At 73.0% G+C, this 15,020-nt stretch carries 16 protein-coding genes; 6 read left to right on the forward strand and 10 right to left on the reverse strand.

What is annotated here, in order from left to right:
* The first annotated feature begins 73 nt into the window (after positions 1 to 73).
* Positions 74 to 241: a hypothetical protein gene (locus tag AB0J40_RS44030; protein ID WP_364466003.1), complete on the forward strand. Its 168-nt coding sequence runs from the start codon at positions 74 to 76 to the stop codon at positions 239 to 241.
* 86 nt (positions 242 to 327) lie between these two features.
* Here AB0J40_RS44030 and AB0J40_RS44035 read toward each other — a convergent pair whose 3' ends face one another.
* Entirely contained in the window at positions 328 to 1,284 is a 957-nt protein-coding gene (locus AB0J40_RS44035; protein ID WP_364466004.1) for a LuxR C-terminal-related transcriptional regulator, read from the reverse strand.
* Between the two features lie 114 nt (positions 1,285 to 1,398).
* Positions 1,399 to 1,821 carry a DUF5709 domain-containing protein gene (locus AB0J40_RS44040; RefSeq protein WP_364466006.1) on the reverse strand — a complete coding sequence of 141 codons (423 nt, stop codon included), beginning with the start codon at positions 1,819 to 1,821 and terminating at the stop codon, positions 1,399 to 1,401.
* A 98-nt stretch (positions 1,822 to 1,919) separates the two neighbouring features.
* Between AB0J40_RS44040 and AB0J40_RS44045 the strand changes: the two genes are divergently transcribed.
* Entirely contained in the window at positions 1,920 to 2,738 is an 819-nt protein-coding gene (locus AB0J40_RS44045) for a cyclase family protein (RefSeq protein ID WP_364466008.1), read from the forward strand.
* Between the two features lie 7 nt (positions 2,739 to 2,745).
* On the opposite strand, the gene AB0J40_RS44050 is transcribed toward AB0J40_RS44045, so the two are convergent.
* The 4 genes from AB0J40_RS44050 to AB0J40_RS44065 form a co-directional block, all read right to left on the reverse strand.
* Entirely contained in the window at positions 2,746 to 5,046 is a 2,301-nt protein-coding gene (locus AB0J40_RS44050) for a bifunctional diguanylate cyclase/phosphodiesterase (RefSeq protein WP_364466010.1), read from the reverse strand.
* 95 nt (positions 5,047 to 5,141) lie between these two features.
* On the reverse strand, positions 5,142 to 5,948 hold the full coding sequence (locus tag AB0J40_RS44055; protein ID WP_364466012.1) for an ABC transporter permease: 807 nt from the start codon (positions 5,946 to 5,948) through the stop codon (positions 5,142 to 5,144).
* Positions 5,938 to 6,831: an ABC transporter ATP-binding protein gene (locus tag AB0J40_RS44060; RefSeq protein WP_364466014.1), complete on the reverse strand. Its 894-nt coding sequence runs from the start codon at positions 6,829 to 6,831 to the stop codon at positions 5,938 to 5,940. The genes AB0J40_RS44055 and AB0J40_RS44060 overlap by 11 nt, the downstream gene beginning before the upstream one ends.
* Before the next feature lie 101 nt (positions 6,832 to 6,932).
* Complete coding sequence (locus AB0J40_RS44065) at positions 6,933 to 7,412, reverse strand: carboxymuconolactone decarboxylase family protein (RefSeq protein WP_364466016.1); 480 nt, start codon at positions 7,410 to 7,412, stop codon at positions 6,933 to 6,935.
* A gap of 97 nt (positions 7,413 to 7,509) precedes the next feature.
* Between AB0J40_RS44065 and sigJ the strand changes: the two genes are divergently transcribed.
* Together sigJ and AB0J40_RS44075 are read left to right on the forward strand one after the other, a co-directional pair.
* Positions 7,510 to 8,400, forward strand: coding sequence for an RNA polymerase sigma factor SigJ (sigJ, locus tag AB0J40_RS44070; RefSeq protein ID WP_364466018.1), 891 nt, complete (start codon positions 7,510 to 7,512; stop codon positions 8,398 to 8,400).
* Between the two features lie 32 nt (positions 8,401 to 8,432).
* A complete protein-coding gene (locus AB0J40_RS44075) occupies positions 8,433 to 9,065 on the forward strand; it encodes a TetR/AcrR family transcriptional regulator (protein WP_364466020.1) in 633 nt (210 codons plus the stop codon).
* Here AB0J40_RS44075 and AB0J40_RS44080 read toward each other — a convergent pair.
* Positions 9,062 to 9,229: a hypothetical protein gene (locus tag AB0J40_RS44080; protein WP_364364132.1), complete on the reverse strand. Its 168-nt coding sequence runs from the start codon at positions 9,227 to 9,229 to the stop codon at positions 9,062 to 9,064. The genes AB0J40_RS44075 and AB0J40_RS44080 overlap by 4 nt on opposite strands.
* A gap of 391 nt (positions 9,230 to 9,620) precedes the next feature.
* Here AB0J40_RS44080 and AB0J40_RS44085 point away from each other — a divergent pair, with 391 nt between their 5' ends.
* Positions 9,621 to 10,433, forward strand: coding sequence for a hypothetical protein (locus AB0J40_RS44085; protein WP_364466022.1), 813 nt, complete (start codon positions 9,621 to 9,623; stop codon positions 10,431 to 10,433).
* A gap of 31 nt (positions 10,434 to 10,464) precedes the next feature.
* Here the strand turns inward: AB0J40_RS44085 and AB0J40_RS44090 are convergent, their stop codons facing one another.
* Complete coding sequence (locus AB0J40_RS44090; RefSeq protein WP_364466024.1) at positions 10,465 to 12,897, reverse strand: hypothetical protein; 2,433 nt, start codon at positions 12,895 to 12,897, stop codon at positions 10,465 to 10,467.
* A gap of 326 nt (positions 12,898 to 13,223) precedes the next feature.
* Between AB0J40_RS44090 and shbA the strand changes: the two genes are divergently transcribed.
* Positions 13,224 to 13,853 carry an RNA polymerase sigma factor ShbA gene (gene shbA, locus AB0J40_RS44095; protein ID WP_364466040.1) on the forward strand — a complete coding sequence of 210 codons (630 nt, stop codon included), beginning with the start codon at positions 13,224 to 13,226 and terminating at the stop codon, positions 13,851 to 13,853.
* Positions 13,854 to 13,856: 3 nt separating this feature from the next.
* Here shbA and AB0J40_RS44100 read toward each other — a convergent pair whose 3' ends face one another.
* Complete coding sequence (locus tag AB0J40_RS44100) at positions 13,857 to 14,159, reverse strand: cupin domain-containing protein (protein ID WP_364466026.1); 303 nt, start codon at positions 14,157 to 14,159, stop codon at positions 13,857 to 13,859.
* A 20-nt stretch (positions 14,160 to 14,179) separates the two neighbouring features.
* Positions 14,180 to 14,692 (reverse strand): sigma-70 family RNA polymerase sigma factor, encoded by a 513-nt coding sequence (locus tag AB0J40_RS44105; protein ID WP_364466028.1) that lies wholly within the window; start codon positions 14,690 to 14,692, stop codon positions 14,180 to 14,182.
* Positions 14,693 to 15,020 lie beyond the last annotated feature (328 nt).

Raw genomic sequence — 15,020 nt, forward strand, 5'->3', positions numbered from 1 at the left:
CCCCTGCCGGCGCACGGCGGTCCGGCTCTACGTTGGTGTCGGCAGAAGATCGCTTCGCGGGGAGAGAACGAACATGATCAAGCGAGCCTTGGCCGGCCTGGCCGCGGCGGCGGCGATCGCCACGCTGACAGCACCGATGGCCGCCGCGGCGCAGGGGAACGACGACCCGGCCGTCCGGCACCCGGGCGTGTGCGTGTGGATCTGGACCGACGGCCCGCCGGAGTGCCGCAAGCTGGAGTAGCTCCGGGGTGGGGAGGGCGGCCTCGGAAGGGGGAGGAACCCGGCCGGCGCGGTGGGTTGGCGCCGGCCGGGCCCGTTCGCCCGGGCTCAGCCGAGCCAGCCCAGCCGGGTGGCCGCGAAGACCGCCGCCACCCGGTTGTCCGCCTGCAACGCCTCCAGCAGCCCCTGCACGTGCCTGCGGACCGTCCGCTCGCTCACGTCCAGATGCCGCGCGATCGCGCCGTCGGTCATCCCCGTCGCCAGCAGGTCGAGGACCTTCGCCTGCGTCGGCGTCAACCCGTGCCGGGGCCGTGATGCCGGGCCGTTCACCGCCACCGCCTGGCCCCACACCAGCTCGAACAGCATGCGCAGCGCCGCCACGATCGTCGGGCTGCGCACGAACAGCGCGCCCTCCATGCCGCTCGGGTCCAGCGGCACCAAGGCCGAATGGCGGTCGGCGATCACCATCTTCATCGGCAGCTCCGGCGCCACCCGCATGGTCCACCCCGCCGCGACGCTCGCGTCGACGATCTCCTTCGCGCCTTCGAACTCCAGTGCCGCGCGCTCGTACACGTTGCGCAACGCCACCCCGCGCTCGGTCACCGCCTCCGGCAGGCGCATCACCGTGCTCGCGTCCGGCTTGCGCTTGAAGTGGTGCGTCGTGAACGTCAAGAACTCCTCGCGCGCGGACAGGCACAGCTCCAGCGACAGCGAGCCGATGCGCCGCGGGTCGGTCAGCACCTCGACGGCCGAGTCGCCGCCGGTACCGTTCGCCGCCCGGTACACCGCCTGCAGCACGTCCAGCTGCTGGCGCGCGGCGACGATCTGCCGCTGCTGCTCCAGCAGCCGCTGCTGCGCGCCCAGGATGGCGTGGTCGACCGCGCGCACCGGCTCCATCGGCGCGATCACCGGGTCTTCGCGGTAGTCGCGGCGCACGAACCCGCGGTCGAACAGCTCCCGCATCTCCGGGCTCTCGGCCCGCGGGTCGTCCAGCGGTAGCGGCCCGGTGCGCACCATCGTGTCGTACAGCGCGCCCGCGCCGGGTGTCAGCAGCCCCTCGAGCATCCGTGTCCCCTTCCGGCAGCGTGGGCGGACCCGGCCGGATCCGGACACCACCGCGCTGCCGCCTACCCCACGCGCCGGACGGGGGAAAGGATTAGGCCGGTCGCCGAATCGGGGTCACCACCGCCGGGACGGGTCGATCACGTGGACGGCCGCTTCCTCCGCCGAAGCCGCTCCGCCGTCGATGCCCGCGTCGGACGCGTACAGCTCCTCGTCGGTGTCTTCCCCGAAGCCCTCGTCCGTCGCCACCAGGCGGCCCGCGCGGACGTCGCCGACCTCGTCGTCGATCAGCTCGCCGTCGGTGTCTTCGCTGTCGCCGAGGCCGTCGCCCTCGTCGTCGGCCAGGTCGGGGACCTCGCGCGCGAGCCGGCCTGCCCAGCTTTCGCCCTCCGCGGTCTCCCGCGCGGTCGTGCCCCAGTCCTCGGTTTCCCGCGGGCGTTCCGGCGGCGAATAGCCCTCCGCCAGCTCGTCGCGGTCGTCCAGGGTGTCCTCGGGGTCGAGGATGCCTTCGTCGGCGTGGTCTTCGATGTCGTCGTCCATGCGTCCATCCTCGCTCAGCTCCTTGGCCCCGCGCGGCTCGGGTGATATCACCGTGCACGCGCACCGCACGGGCGGTGTTCCGGTGAAAGGTGATCTCCATGCCGATGAGACGCAGGGTGCTGGCCGCGGGGCTGGCCGGGGTGTTCGGTGCCGCGCTGTCCGGGCGGACCGCCCAGGCCGCGACCGCGCCGCCGGTCCGGCTCGACCAGCTGAACCTGGTGAACCTCTCGCACGTCAACGATCCCGCCACGACGAACGTCTTCCCGGGCGACCCGGCCTTCGAGCTGGAGACCATCGCCACGATCCCGGACGACGGCTACTACCTGCAGTTCGTCCGCGAGGGCGAGCACACCGGCACGCACTGGGGCGCGCCGGGCCACTTCAACACGGGCGAACCCCTCGCCGACGACATGGACCCGGCGGATCTATTCCGGCCCGCCGTGAAGATCGACATAAGAGCGAAGGCCGCGGGCAACCCGGACTACGCCGTGACGGTCGACGACCTCAAGGCGTGGGAGCGGCGCCACGGCCGCATCCCCGACGAGTCCGTCGTGGTCCTCTGGACCGGCTGGGACGCTAAGTGGGGCACCCCGGCCTACCCGAACACCGGCGCCGACGGCGTGCTGCACCAGCCCGGCTTCTCGATCCCGGCGGTGCAGTGGCTGATCGACACCGGACGGCTCGGCCGCCGCGGCGGGACGGGTACCGACACCTTCAGCCCGGACGTCGGCACCGACGAGACGTACACGGTGTCGAAGCTGGTCTACCGGCGGCACCGGATCAGCCTGGAGATCCTGGCGAACCTGAAGGCCCTCCCGGCGACGGGGGCGTGGGTGCTCGCGGGCGGCCCGATCAACCGGAAGGGGGCGGGCTCGACGGCGACGATCTTCGGCGTCCTCCCACCCGGCGTGAGCTGACCACCCGCTAACCCGCGGGGATCGCCGACAGTCTCAGCGCGGACAGCGGCGCAGGGCGGCCGTAGAGGTAGCCCTGCGCCGTCGTGCAGCCCGCCCGCGTCACCAACGCGGCCTGCTCGGCCGTCTCGATGCCCTCGGCGACGACGTCCAGCTCCAGGTCCGCGCACAGCCCGACCAGCGACCGGCACAGCGCCGCGTCGCGGTCCGGCTGCACGCCCGTCGTCAACGCGCGGTCCAGCTTGATCAGGTCGACCGGCAGCGCGTGCAGCACGGTCAGCGAGCTGTAGCCGGCCCCGAAGTCGTCCAGCGCCACCCGGACGCCCAGCCGCTGCAGCCGCCGGATCGCCGCCGCGCCCGCCGCCAGGTCCGGCACCGGGACCGTCTCGGTGATCTCGACGACCAGCCGGGACGCCGGCAGCCGGTAGCGCGCCAGCGCCGACGCGACGCTCTGCTCCAGCGCCGCCGCACCGAGGCGGCTCGCGCAGACGTTGACGTGCACCGTCAGGTCCAGCCCGGCCGCCGTGATCTCGCGGCAGGCCAGGTCCAGCACCAGCGCGTCCAGCTCGGCACCGAGACCGGCGCCCTCGGCGGCGCGGACGAAGGTCTCGGGCGACACCGCCGTGCCGTCGCGCGTGGTCCAGCGGGCCAGCGCCTCGACGGCCACCGGGGTCTCGTCGGCCAGCCGGACGATCGGCTGGAACACCAGGCCGAACCCCTCCGGGATGCCACCCGGCGCCTGCCGCAGCGCCGCCGGGAAGTCCGGCGGCCCGTCCTGCGACGGGCGGTAGACGACCGTCGTGTCCTTGCCCAGCCGCTTGCCGGCGTACATCGACGTGTCCGCGCGGCCCAGCAGCACGTCCGCCGACACCAGTGGCTCGGCCGGGTCCGGCACGACCAGGCCCATGCTCGCGCGGACCGGGACGAGCGTGCCGTGCACGGCGAACGGCCGCCGCAGCGCGCCCTGGATCCGGTCGGCGACGGCCTGCGGCGCGTCCAGCTCCCCTTCCAGCAGGATCGCGAACTCGTCGCCGCCCAGCCGCGCCACGGTGTCGCCCGCGCGCACGCAGCTCAGCAGCCGCTGGGCGACGGCGTGCAGCAGGACGTCGCCGCCCGCGTGCCCGAACCGGTCGTTGACCTCCTTGAAGTCGTCGAGGTCGACGAAGATCAGCACGAGCGGTCGGTCGACGGCCTCGACGGCCCGGTCCAGCCGGTCGGCGAACAGCGCGCGGTTGGCCAGCCCGGTCAGCGGGTCGTGGTAGGCCTGGTGGGTCAGCTGCTGCTGGCCCTCGTACACCCGGCGCAGCAGCAACCTGTTGTCCAGCAACGAAAGCAGCTGCCGGGCGAGCACGAGGAACACCACGAGCACGCCGACGAACACCTCGACGCCGTCCGGGCCGGCCCCGGCCACCAGCTGCACGGTGATCAGCAGCGCGACGGCGGTGACCGGGACGTACGGCAGCGCGAGCTGCCACCAGTCGACGCCGGCGGCCGGGCCCGCGTCGTCGCGCTGCCGCGTGCCGGGCGTGGCCAGCAGCGCGAACGCGATGAACAGCGGCCCGAGCACGAACCCGCCGTCCGACCACGGCTTCATGCTCTCCGCGCCGATACTGACGAGGTAGGCGAAGACGCTGTCGGAGCAGGCCAGCGCCACGATCCCGACCGCGGCGAGCAGCAGGTTCGCCCGGTAGGGCCGGTCCACCCGGTCGAACACGACCAGCAGTACCGCGACGACCACGATCACCAGGTCGGACAGCGGGTAGGCGATGGCGACGGCCCAGGTCAGCTTGTCCGGCGCGGTGGCGCGCACCAGCTGCCCGAGCGCCGCGGTCCAGGTGAGGATGAACAGGGAGCCGGTGACGACCAGGCCGTCGAGCACCACCGCGACGCCGAAGTGGGCGGTCCACTGGGCGGGCTGCCAGCGTTCGCGGTCCGGCCGCACCCGCGCCCGCGCGAGGACGAACAGCGCGGCGAGGGCGAACACCGGGAAGCTCAGGTAGCCGACGTCGGCCAGGGACGGCGACGGCAGCCCGCGCCCGTCGACCAGCTGGTACCACGACCAGGCGCACTGGCCGAGCGACCAGCCCGCCATCCCGACCGCGACCAGCACGCGCCACCAGCGCTGGTGCCCGCGGACGCGGCGCGCGGCCAGGACACCGCAGACGACCGCGCCGACCCCGGCGCTCAGCTGCATGGCGTCGTCGATCCAGAGGGCGAGGGTGTCGCCCCAGAACGCGAAGCCGTTGACGACGACGAGGGCCACCGTGAGGAAGACGAGCAGGGCCGCGACTGGGTACCGCCGCACTGTCATGGCACCTCACGTGGGTCACCCGCCGGTCGGACCGGCAAACACTACACCGCGCGCACGGCCGCACCGGGGCACCGCACCGGTGGGCGGGACCCGCATCAGGCGATGTCGCGGCGGTGCAGCAGCCAGCCGCCGAGCAGGGCGAAGGCGACCAGGTACCCGGCCAGCACGACGGCGGCCTGCCCCGAGCCGACGATCGCGTCGACGCCCGGCGCGTTCGCCCCGAAGGCGGCCGCCAGCGCGCCCGCGTTCGGCCCCGGCAGTGCCTTCTGCAGCTGCGCCACCCAGTCCAGCAGCGGCGCGGCGATCGACGCGAGCAGGTTCTGCACGGCCAGCAGCCACACCAGGCCGAGCCCGATCGGCAAGGCGACCGAGCGCAGCCCGACGGCGAGCAGCACACCGAGCGCGCCCCACATCGTCGTGACGAGCCAGCCCGCGCCGAAGCCGAGCAGCACGTCCGAGACCGCGGGCCAGACCAGCGGCTGGTCCTTCAGCGACGCGACGAGCACGCTCGCCCCCGCGGTCGCCGCGAACAGCGCGAGCACCGCGGCCAGCGCCCCCACCGCGACGGTGACCAGCTTCGCGGCGAAGACGGCGACCCGCGACGGGTGCTGCACCAGTACGGTCTTCCACGTGCCGTAGCCGTATTCGCTGCCCGCCACGAGCACGCCGAAGATCAGCGCGAGGGCGCCGACGAAGATCGGCAGCCCGCCGAGGGCGCTGCCGACGAACGCGCCGGGCAGCAGTGCGTCGAGGCCGCGTCCCGGTGGTCCAGCGGCCCCGCTCAGTCCCGCGTAGGGGACGGCGTAGCCGAACGTCAGCGACAGGACGACGGCGACGGCCAGCAGCAGCCAGCTCGCGGGCCGCCGGGCCTTGGTCAGCTCGGCGCGGATGTCACGCAGCATGGCCGCTACCTCCGGTGAGGGTGAGGAAGGTCTGTTCCAGGTCGGGTTCGCGCCAGCGCAGCTCGGTCACGGTCAGCCCGGCGCCGACGAGCTCGGCGTTGACCCGCCCGGCTTCGCCGCGGTCGACGTCGAGTTCGAGGGCGTCCCCGTCGACGCGGACGCCGGGGTAGCGCCGTCGCAAGTGGTCACGGGCCTGCTCCAGCGGGGCAGCGATGACGCGCAGCGCGCCGCCCGCCCGCAGGTCCGCGACCGTGGTTTCGGTGACCAGGCGCCCGTGGTCGAGCACGCCGACGCGGTCGCAGATCTGCTCGACCTCGGCCAGCAGGTGGCTGGACAGCAGCACGGTGCAGCCTTCGGCGGCGAGCTTGCGGAGGGTGACCCGCATGTCGGCCATGCCGGCCGGGTCGAGGCCGTTGGTCGGCTCGTCGAGCACGACCAGCTCCGGCTCCTTCAGCAGGGCCGCGGCGAGCCCGAGCCGCTGCTTCATGCCGAGCGAGTACGCGGAATACCGGTCCTTCGCGCGCTCGGCGAGGCTGACGACGTCGAGCACGGCGTCGACGCGGCCGCGCGGCACCCCGGCGTGGTCGGCGAGGACGCGCAGGTTGGCCCGGCCGGACAGGTACGGGTAGAAGGCCGGGCCTTCGATCAGCGCGCCGACCCGGGCCAGGCTGCCGGGGCCCGGTTCGGCGCCGAGCACCCGGACGCGGCCGGCGCTCGGCCGGATCAGGCCGAGCAGCATCCGCAGCGTCGTGGTCTTGCCGGCGCCGTTCGGGCCGAGGAAGCCGTAGACCTCCCCGGCGTGCACCGACAGGTCGAGCCCCTCGACGGCGGCGGTCGATCCGTAGCGTTTGGTCAGTGCGGTGGTTTCCACCGGCAGGGTCATGGGTCGCCTCCTTCGTGGCGTGTCCCATGGTCGGGCTCCCGGCGGCCGCGGTCGTCCGGCGGCGGACGGCAATCGCCGCTACGCCGCCGGACGTACGCGGGCTACTTCGTGTAGTTCTTGCCGAGCGGCTTGCCCGGCACCGGCTTGGCGATCAGCGCGACCGGCAGGAAGTAGCACAGCTGGCTCAGCACCAGAGTGAGCGTCCACAGTGCCTTGTCGTCGTAGCAGGCGGACGCCCGGGCGAACAGCTCGCCGGAAACGCGCTCGCCCAGCGGGTTCGGCGTCAGCACGGCTTCGGCGAGTTCGAGCGCGACGCGTTCGGCGTCGCCGAAGTACGGGGACGTCGGCCACGACGCCACCGAGTCGACCTCCTCCTGGGTCGCGCCGGCTTTGCGGAGCAGGTCGGCCTGCCGCACCGTGTGGTAGGTGCTGCCGGCCAGCTGCCCGAGCCGCAGCTGCACGAGGTGGATGGTCTTGCGCGGGATCGTGTCGTTCATCGTCACCCGGGTCATGGCGCCGGCCAGCTCGCCCATCTCGGGGAAGAGCTCGGCGGGGTCGGGGAGGCGGGATTCGTCGGACATGGGGAACCTTTCCGTTCGGGTTTCGGTGGTCCGACGACACCGGCGGCTCCGGTGTGAGGTGGTGTCACAGATCGCGGGCCCGGCTCGTCAGAGCGGCGTGAGCGAAAACGACGTGCTGACCGAGCGGCCGCGGCTGATCGGGATCGCCTACCGGCTGCTGGGTTCCCTGAGCGACGCCGAGGACGTCGTCCAGGAGGCGTACGGCCGGTGGTACGCCCTCGGGGGGCGGCAGAGGGAGGCGATCGAAAAGCCGGGGGCGTGGCTGACGACGGTCGCGAGCCGGATCTGCCTCGACCTGCTGGGCTCGGCGCGGGTCCGGCGGGAGCGGTACCCGGGGGAGTGGCTCCCGGAGCCGCTGCCGCCGGACGGCCTGGCGGACCCGGCCGAGGCGCTGCTGCTCGACGAGTCGGTCACGATGGCGTTCCTCGTCGTGTGCGAGTCGATGACCCCGGCCGAGCGGGTCGCGTTCGTCCTGCACGACGTGTTCGGCTACCCGTTCGCCGAAGTGGCGGTGGTACTGGGCCGGTCACCGGCGGCGTGCCGCCAGCTGGCGACGTCGGCCCGGCGCCGCGTCCGGCCCGCGCCGCGGCCAGCCGCCGCGAGCGCGTCCGTCGTCCGGGCGTTCAAGGAAGCTTGGGAGGCCAAGGACATCGCGGGGCTGGTCGGGCTGCTGGACCCGGCGGCCGTCGCGGTCGCCGACGGTGGTGGGCTGGCCAGCACGGTCCTGCGGCCGGTCGAAGGCGGCGAGAACGTGGCGCGCTACACCGTCGAGATCACCCGCCGCGTGCCGGCGATGACGCTGGTCGAGCGGCTGGTGAACGGGCGGCCGGGGCTCGTGGCGGAGCGGGACGGCGTGGTCGAGTCGGTGCTGGCGTTCGACGTCGCGGACGGGGTGATCCGGCGGATCTGGGCGGTGCGGAACCCGGAGAAGCTGCGCCCCTGGCGGGCGTCGGTCCAGGAGAAGCCGGTCAACTGCCCGATAGACTGATCACGGCAGCCCCGACGTGACGGACGGTGCAGGTGACTGAGGCGAAGGAGCGGACCCGGGACCGGATCTCGCGCCGCCAGGTGGACAAGTTCGCCGACCGCCGGGCCCAGCTGGCCGAGTCGGCGCTGCGGACACTGGCCGAGTTCGGCTACGCGCGCACCAGCCTGCGGGAGATCGCGCAGAACTCGGAGTTCTCGCACGGCGTCCTGCACTACTACTTCGCCGACAAGGTCGACCTGCTGACCCACTGCGTGCGGCGGTTCGAGGAAGTGTGCGTCACCCGGTACGACGAGATCGTCGCCCGCGCGCGGACGGCGGCGGAGCTGGAACGGGACTTCGCGGCGGCGATGGCCGCGACGCTGCGCGCGGACGCCAAGATGCACCGGCTCTGGTACGACCTGCGCAACCAGAGCCTGTTCGAGGAGTCGTTCCGCGCCGACGTGCTCGAGATCGACCGGCGGCGCGAGGAGATGATCGACCACGTCGTCGCGCGCTACGCCGAGCTGGCTTCGGTGCCGTCCGGTGTGCCGCGAGCCGTCGCGTACGCGCTGTTCGACGGCCTGTTCCAGCAGGCCCTGCTCCGCCACCTGGCCGGTGACGAGGAAGCGGCGGCCGAGCTCGAGCGGGCGGTCCCGGCCGTGCTGGCGCGCGTCGTGGCGGCCTAGGGGCCCAGGCGCTCGTGCGGGGTCCGCGGTGCCGGCACGACGAACGCGATCACCGTCGCGACCACCCCGACGAACAGGGAGAGGTGCGCCGCGGCCGGCACGGCGCTGATCAGGAACAGCCGCAGCGACCCCGAGATCAGCAGGCGCCACATCTTCGGGTTCATGATCAACAAGTACCCCCGCCCGCCCGCGGCCACGCCTTCGTCACCCGCGGGGGTGGCGCGCGGGCGTTCGACACGTTCGACACCGGGTGCGCGTCCGGTCGCATCCGGGGGCGCCGCGATTTCCGCGCGAAATCGGTGCGGGCCGCCAAGAATGCGCCGGATAACGATCCGTTTGCCGCCGCTTGATCGACTGGACATCGGCGTCGGCGCTGACGAATATTGATCCCCGTGCGGTAAGGGCGAGGGAGGAACGGTGGACCTCAGTGCGGCGGACGTGGTCGGTGAGCTGAAGGTTCTGCGCAAAGGGCGGGGAATTTTCACCACACCCCTCGCGGATCGCGTCGGACCCGCTTTGCGCGCCGCATGCGGCATTTTGGAAGATGACGACTCGGTGGCGGTGCGGCGTAAACTCACCGACCGATTGCGGCCGCTCGTCGACTCGTTGCCGGACGACCTGAAGATCGCTTTGCGGGCGGCGTTCGCGCTGGACGAGCGGGCGCGAAAGCCGTTCTACCAGGAACGCGTGCATTGGGCGGCGATCACGCTCGACCGCGACGACCGCACGGTGCGGCGCCGGATCGACGAAGGAATCGAGCAGGTCGCGGCAATGGCCGTCGCGACGGGCGGACCGGATCCGCGGCCGCGCTATCCGAGCCGCAGTTGGCACACCGAAGAACTGCGCGTGACGCTCGCACTCGACCAGCCGGTGGCCGAGGCGTTCGAATTCCGCCGGGTCGTCGCCGACGCCGACGAAATCGCCGAGCTGGACCTCGCGCTCACGCTCACCGCGGCCGCCGAATCCGGTGATTCGGTGCGGGAGTCCGATCTCGAGGTCGACGTGTTCCACGGCGGCGCGCTGGCCGGCCGCGCGATGGAGTCGAGCGACCGGATCGGGCTGGCGCTGCGCCTGCCGGAGCCGCTGCGCCGCGGCGAGCGCCACGACGTCGGGCTGCGGTTCCGGGCGAACATGCGGCAGCCGCACTACATCTGCGTGCCGCGGCACCCGTGCGACCTGTTCGACCTGCACGTCCGGTTCGGCGAGCGGGTGCCGAGCCGGATCGTGCTGCTGGAGAAGGCGTTCCAGAACGACACCCGGTCGCCCCGCGGCGCCGTGCTGGAGCCCGACGACGTCGGCGAGGTGCACGTCCGGTTCCGGCACCTCGCGCCGGGTTTCGCGTACGGGATCCGCTGGCAGTGCGGGTGAGGGTCAGGGCCGTTCGAGGGCGTGCGGCGCGCTAGCGTTCGGCCCGAACGACCTCCTGGGCGGCCCGTGCTCTGGTGGCCAGTGCGGCGTTCCCCCGTGCTTCGCGGGCGGCGTCGTCGACCAGTTTCGTGGCTCGATCGAGCGGTCCGCGGCCGCTGAGGGCGAGCGCGAGCCCGAGGTCGAGGCGGGTTTCGACGGTTTCCGGGTGCGTCCGGCCGAGGAGCCGGAGCTGGGGGCCGAGGACGCCCTCGAGCAGGTCGGCCTGGCGGCCGAACTCGCGCAGCCGCGCGTGCGCGAGGCCCATGGCGTGCCGGAGCCGGAGGTGCAGCGGGTGGTCGTCGCCGAGCACCCGGCGGACCACGGGCTCGGCCCGTTTCAGGGTGGCCAGCGCCTGCCGGGGTTGGCTGTGCGCCCGGGCGGCGTGGACCGAGGCCGTCAGGGTGAGCGGGCTGTCGATGCCGAATCGCCGCGCGTAGGTCGCCGCGAGGTCGGCGGGCTCGTGGCCGAGTAGGGCGGCTTCGGCCCGGATCACGTCTGCGTCGGGACTGTCGAGTGTCGCGGCGACCTCTTGTGCGCGCTGTGCGTGACCGGCTTGGAGCAGGTTGCGGGCGTGTTCGAGCGCGAGTTCGGCGGCGGCGCCGAGTGCGGGTTCGAGGAGGGCGATGGCTTCTTCGGGGTGGCCGCGCAGGCGCCGGGCTTTGGCCGCGTGGAGTCGTTCTTCGGCGGCGGCGGGGCGGTGGACGCGCCAGAAGACGCGGTCGGCTTCGGCGTAGTCGCCTTGGCTGTCGAGTGCTTGGGCAACGACGAGGGCGGCAGGGCGATGGCCGGCGTCGAGGGCGCGCCGGGCGTGGGCGAGGGCTTCGGGGACAAGCCCACAGGCGAGTTCGACCCGGGCGGCGGCGGTGAAGTCGGCGGCGGTCGCTTCGCCGGAGGCGAGGATGGCGGCGTGGATTTCACCGGCGGCGGCGGGATCGCCGTGGGTTTCATGAGCGACCGCGACGTGCCGTAGGAGGGCGACGCGGTGGGCGGGACTGTGGTCGGCGAGGGTGCGGGCGTGCTGGATGAGGTACGTGTGGGTGATGGCGGCCGGGCGGCCGGATGATGATGGGGCACCGGCGGGGGAAGTCTCGGCTGGTCCGCCCCCACTCGGGTGACCGGGCGGGGAGGGTTCAGCGGCAGGCGGCGAGGCTTCGACCGGTCCGGCCGCGCTTGGGTGGCCGGGCGGAGAGGTGATGGCCGCAGGCCCGGAGCTGATCGGTTGAGCTGTGTCCAGGGAGGTCTCAGCCGGCCCAGCCGCGCTTGCGAGGTCAAGCACGTCAGCCGAGCCCCGGAGGCCCGTCAACCCCCTCAACACCGCCGTCGCCACCCCACCCGCCGCCGGCTGGCCGAACTCGCCGCGGGCCACCTCCACCGCCAGCGCCTGAAGCCGCAGCCCACCCTCCACCCGCGTCGCGAACCCGTGCGCGACCAGCTCCTCCTCCGCCGCCGCGAAGCCCAATCCCGCCACCTCCGCCGGGATCGGCGAAGGCGCCAGCACCGATCCCAACCTCAGCAGCTCACACGCCGGCCGCCCCATGCGCACCAGTACCTCGCGGATCGCGTGCGGTGCCGTGTCCGGCAGTTCCTCCACCGAGACCGAGACCGAGGCCGAGACCGCGGCACCCGGCCGCTCGCGCAGCAGGAACGCCGCCGCCCGGAGGGTCATCGGGTGGCCGTCGCAGCGGGTGATGAACCCGGCCGCGGACGGCAGCAGCCGCAGGCCCTCGGCGACCGTCAGCCCCGGCACCTCCACCGTCGCCCCCGGCCAGTGGGCCGCTCGGGTCGTCAGGAGCGTGCGGACCGGCCCCGCCGGCAGCAGGACCCGGGCCAGCTCGCCCGGTGGCACCCCCGCCGGGACGTCGTCCACCAGCACCAGCACCCGCGAACCCGCCGCTTCGATGCGGGCCGCGAGCCGCGCGCGCAACCGGTCGAACCCGCCCTCCGACGCTCCCGCGGCCGCCGCCAGTGCGAGGTGGAACTGGGGCAGGAAGTCGTCCGGGTCGAGGTGGCCGAACGGGCCCGTCCGCAGCACCCGGCCGCCGAACCGGCCGACCAGGCCCGCGTACTCCTCGGCCAGCGTCGTCTTGCCGGCGCCCGGCAGGCCGCGCACCAGCACCGCCCGCCGCGCGACGAGTTCACTGTGGACGGTCCACAGCGCGGAGCACCCCGGCCCCGCCACGGCTTTCTCGCGCACCCGCCGCACCAGGTCCGGGAGCGGTTCCCCCGGAACCATCGTCACGACCCGGCCGGACAGCGCCGGATGGTCGGCGAGCACCACCCGGGAGGCCGCCAGCTCCGGCGCGATCTTGTCGAAATCGTCGAACGGCGAACCTCGGAAAACGCGCAGCCCGTCGGCGCGCAGGGCTTCTTCCACGCCGGCGGACGCCGCGGGACACAGGAAGACGTCGAACCGGTCGGCGGTCAATGGGTGATCATGGCTTCGGTTCCCGGGAGGTCGAGTTCGGTCACGCGCCAAGGATCGGGCCGGGCCGCGGATTCGCTACGCCCGGCAGGATCTGTCCACTATTTGACCCGCCCGGCGGGCATGACCGACCGGTAAGCCCGGTGGGCCGTTTGTGGTTAACGGACAATATCTGGACAAGAACCACACGGCTGCAACGTTGCTGGTCAGCGCCTCGATTACTCCGAATGTCGGACCGGGAACCGAGGACAGCGGACACGGGCCAGTGTGGTCCATTGTGGACGACGGGTACCCCGGTGGGCGATGCGAGGAGGGAACCCGTGGACACCATGATGGCGGAGACGGCGGTCGACGGCTACGTCGTGCTCGAGGAGCTGCCGCGCCCGGACGGGAAGCTGACGAAGGAGCAGCTCGACCCGGTCGTGGCGGCGGCGCGCGCCGGCGACCCGGACGCCGTCCAGGCCCTGCTGCGGCTGATCAAGCCGACGGTCGTGCGCTACTGCCGCGCCCGGATCGGCGGCCGCGACCTGTCCTACCTCTCGGCCGACGACGTCGCGCAGGAGGTCTGCCTGGCCGTGCTGAAGGTGCTGCCCGGCTACCAGGACCGCGGCGGCTCGTTCCTCTACCTCGTGCGCGCCATCGCCGCGAACAAGGTCGCCGACGCCTTCCGCTCGGTGGCGCGGGACCGGTCGAAGCCCGTGCCGGAGCTGCCGGACCGGCCGCTGGGCGGCAACGAGCCGGAGAGCCACGTGCTCGACCTCGACCTCGGCGCCCGGCTGGGCAAGCTCATGGCGTCGCTGCCGCCGCTGCACCAGGAGATCCTGTCGCTGCGGGTGGTCGTCGGCCTGTCGGCGAACGAGACGGCGGACGCGCTGGGCATCTCCGCCGGCAACGTCCGCATCACGCAGTACCGCGCGCTGACGAAGCTGCGCGGCATGATCGGCGACGGCGGGTTCTGAGGGTCACTCCAGCCATTCGGTGATGAAGTGGTCGCTTTCGTGGATGTGCACGGCCTCGTAGACGCCGGGGCCGAGCACGGCGAACTTGTGCGGGGTGCCGGCCGGGACCACCAGCACGTCCCCGGCGCCGCCGTCGCGTTCGGCGTCGCCGACGGTGAACCGGGCCCGCCCCCGGATGATGACGAACGTTTCGGTGTAGGGGTGCCGGTGCAGGCGCGGCCCGGAGCCGACGACGTCGGTGCTTTCGCGGATGACGGAGATCCCGGACCCGACATCGCGTCCTTCGAAGTTCTCGCTGTCGCTCACCCGGCCAGGGTAGCGCCGGTTCAGCCCCCGACGACCTTCCGCAGCTGGCTGAGCGCCCGGTGCTGCGCCACCCGGACCGCGCCCGGGGTCGAGCCGACCTTCTCCGCCGTCTCCTCGGCCGACAGTCCCACCGCCACCCGCAGCACCAGGATCTCGCGCTGCTTCTCCGGCAGCACCTGCAGCAGCTTCGCCATCCGCTCGCCCAGCTCGCGGCGCAGGGCGTGGTCCTCGGGGTCCATCGAAAGGTCGGCCTCGTCGGGGAGCTCGGCCGCCGGCTCGTCCCACTGGCGTGCGGCCGCCTTGCGGGCGGCCGTGACCTTCTGGCGGGCGATGCCCTGGACGAACGTGGGGAACGGCCGGTCCGGCGGCCGGGTGGTCAGCGCCTTGAACAGGGCGACGCAGACGTCCTGCGCGACGTCGTCGGCGGAGCACCAGGTGGCGTGCCGGGTGCCGAGCCGGGCGCGGCAGTAGCGCACCACCAGCGGCCGCGCCGCGGCGAGCAGGCGGTCCGGGGCTTCCTCTACGGTTGTCATGGGTTCCCCTCCATCCGGCGGGGGGACTACCCGTTTTTCCCCGGAACGGACCCGGGCCGCGCGAATTCCCCGCTATCCCCGGCGAAACCGCGCGCGCGGTGGCGATTCCGAGGTCATCGGGCGAGATGACCATCGGCCGGACGGTCCGGAGCGGCGACCGCGCGGTGGAACCCGAACACCCGGCGCCGGGTCGACTCCCTCGGGTGCGTCGCCTATTCACCGGTGCCGGTGAATAGAGGCGATGGTGTTGCGATCGACCCATTTCCGAAATGGGTCGATCGCCAAAAGGATAAAGGAAGAGCAGACCACATTAAAACAATACAAAATT

The organism is Amycolatopsis sp. NPDC049691, assembly GCF_040675005.1.
GTDB lineage: Bacteria > Actinomycetota > Actinomycetes > Mycobacteriales > Pseudonocardiaceae > Amycolatopsis.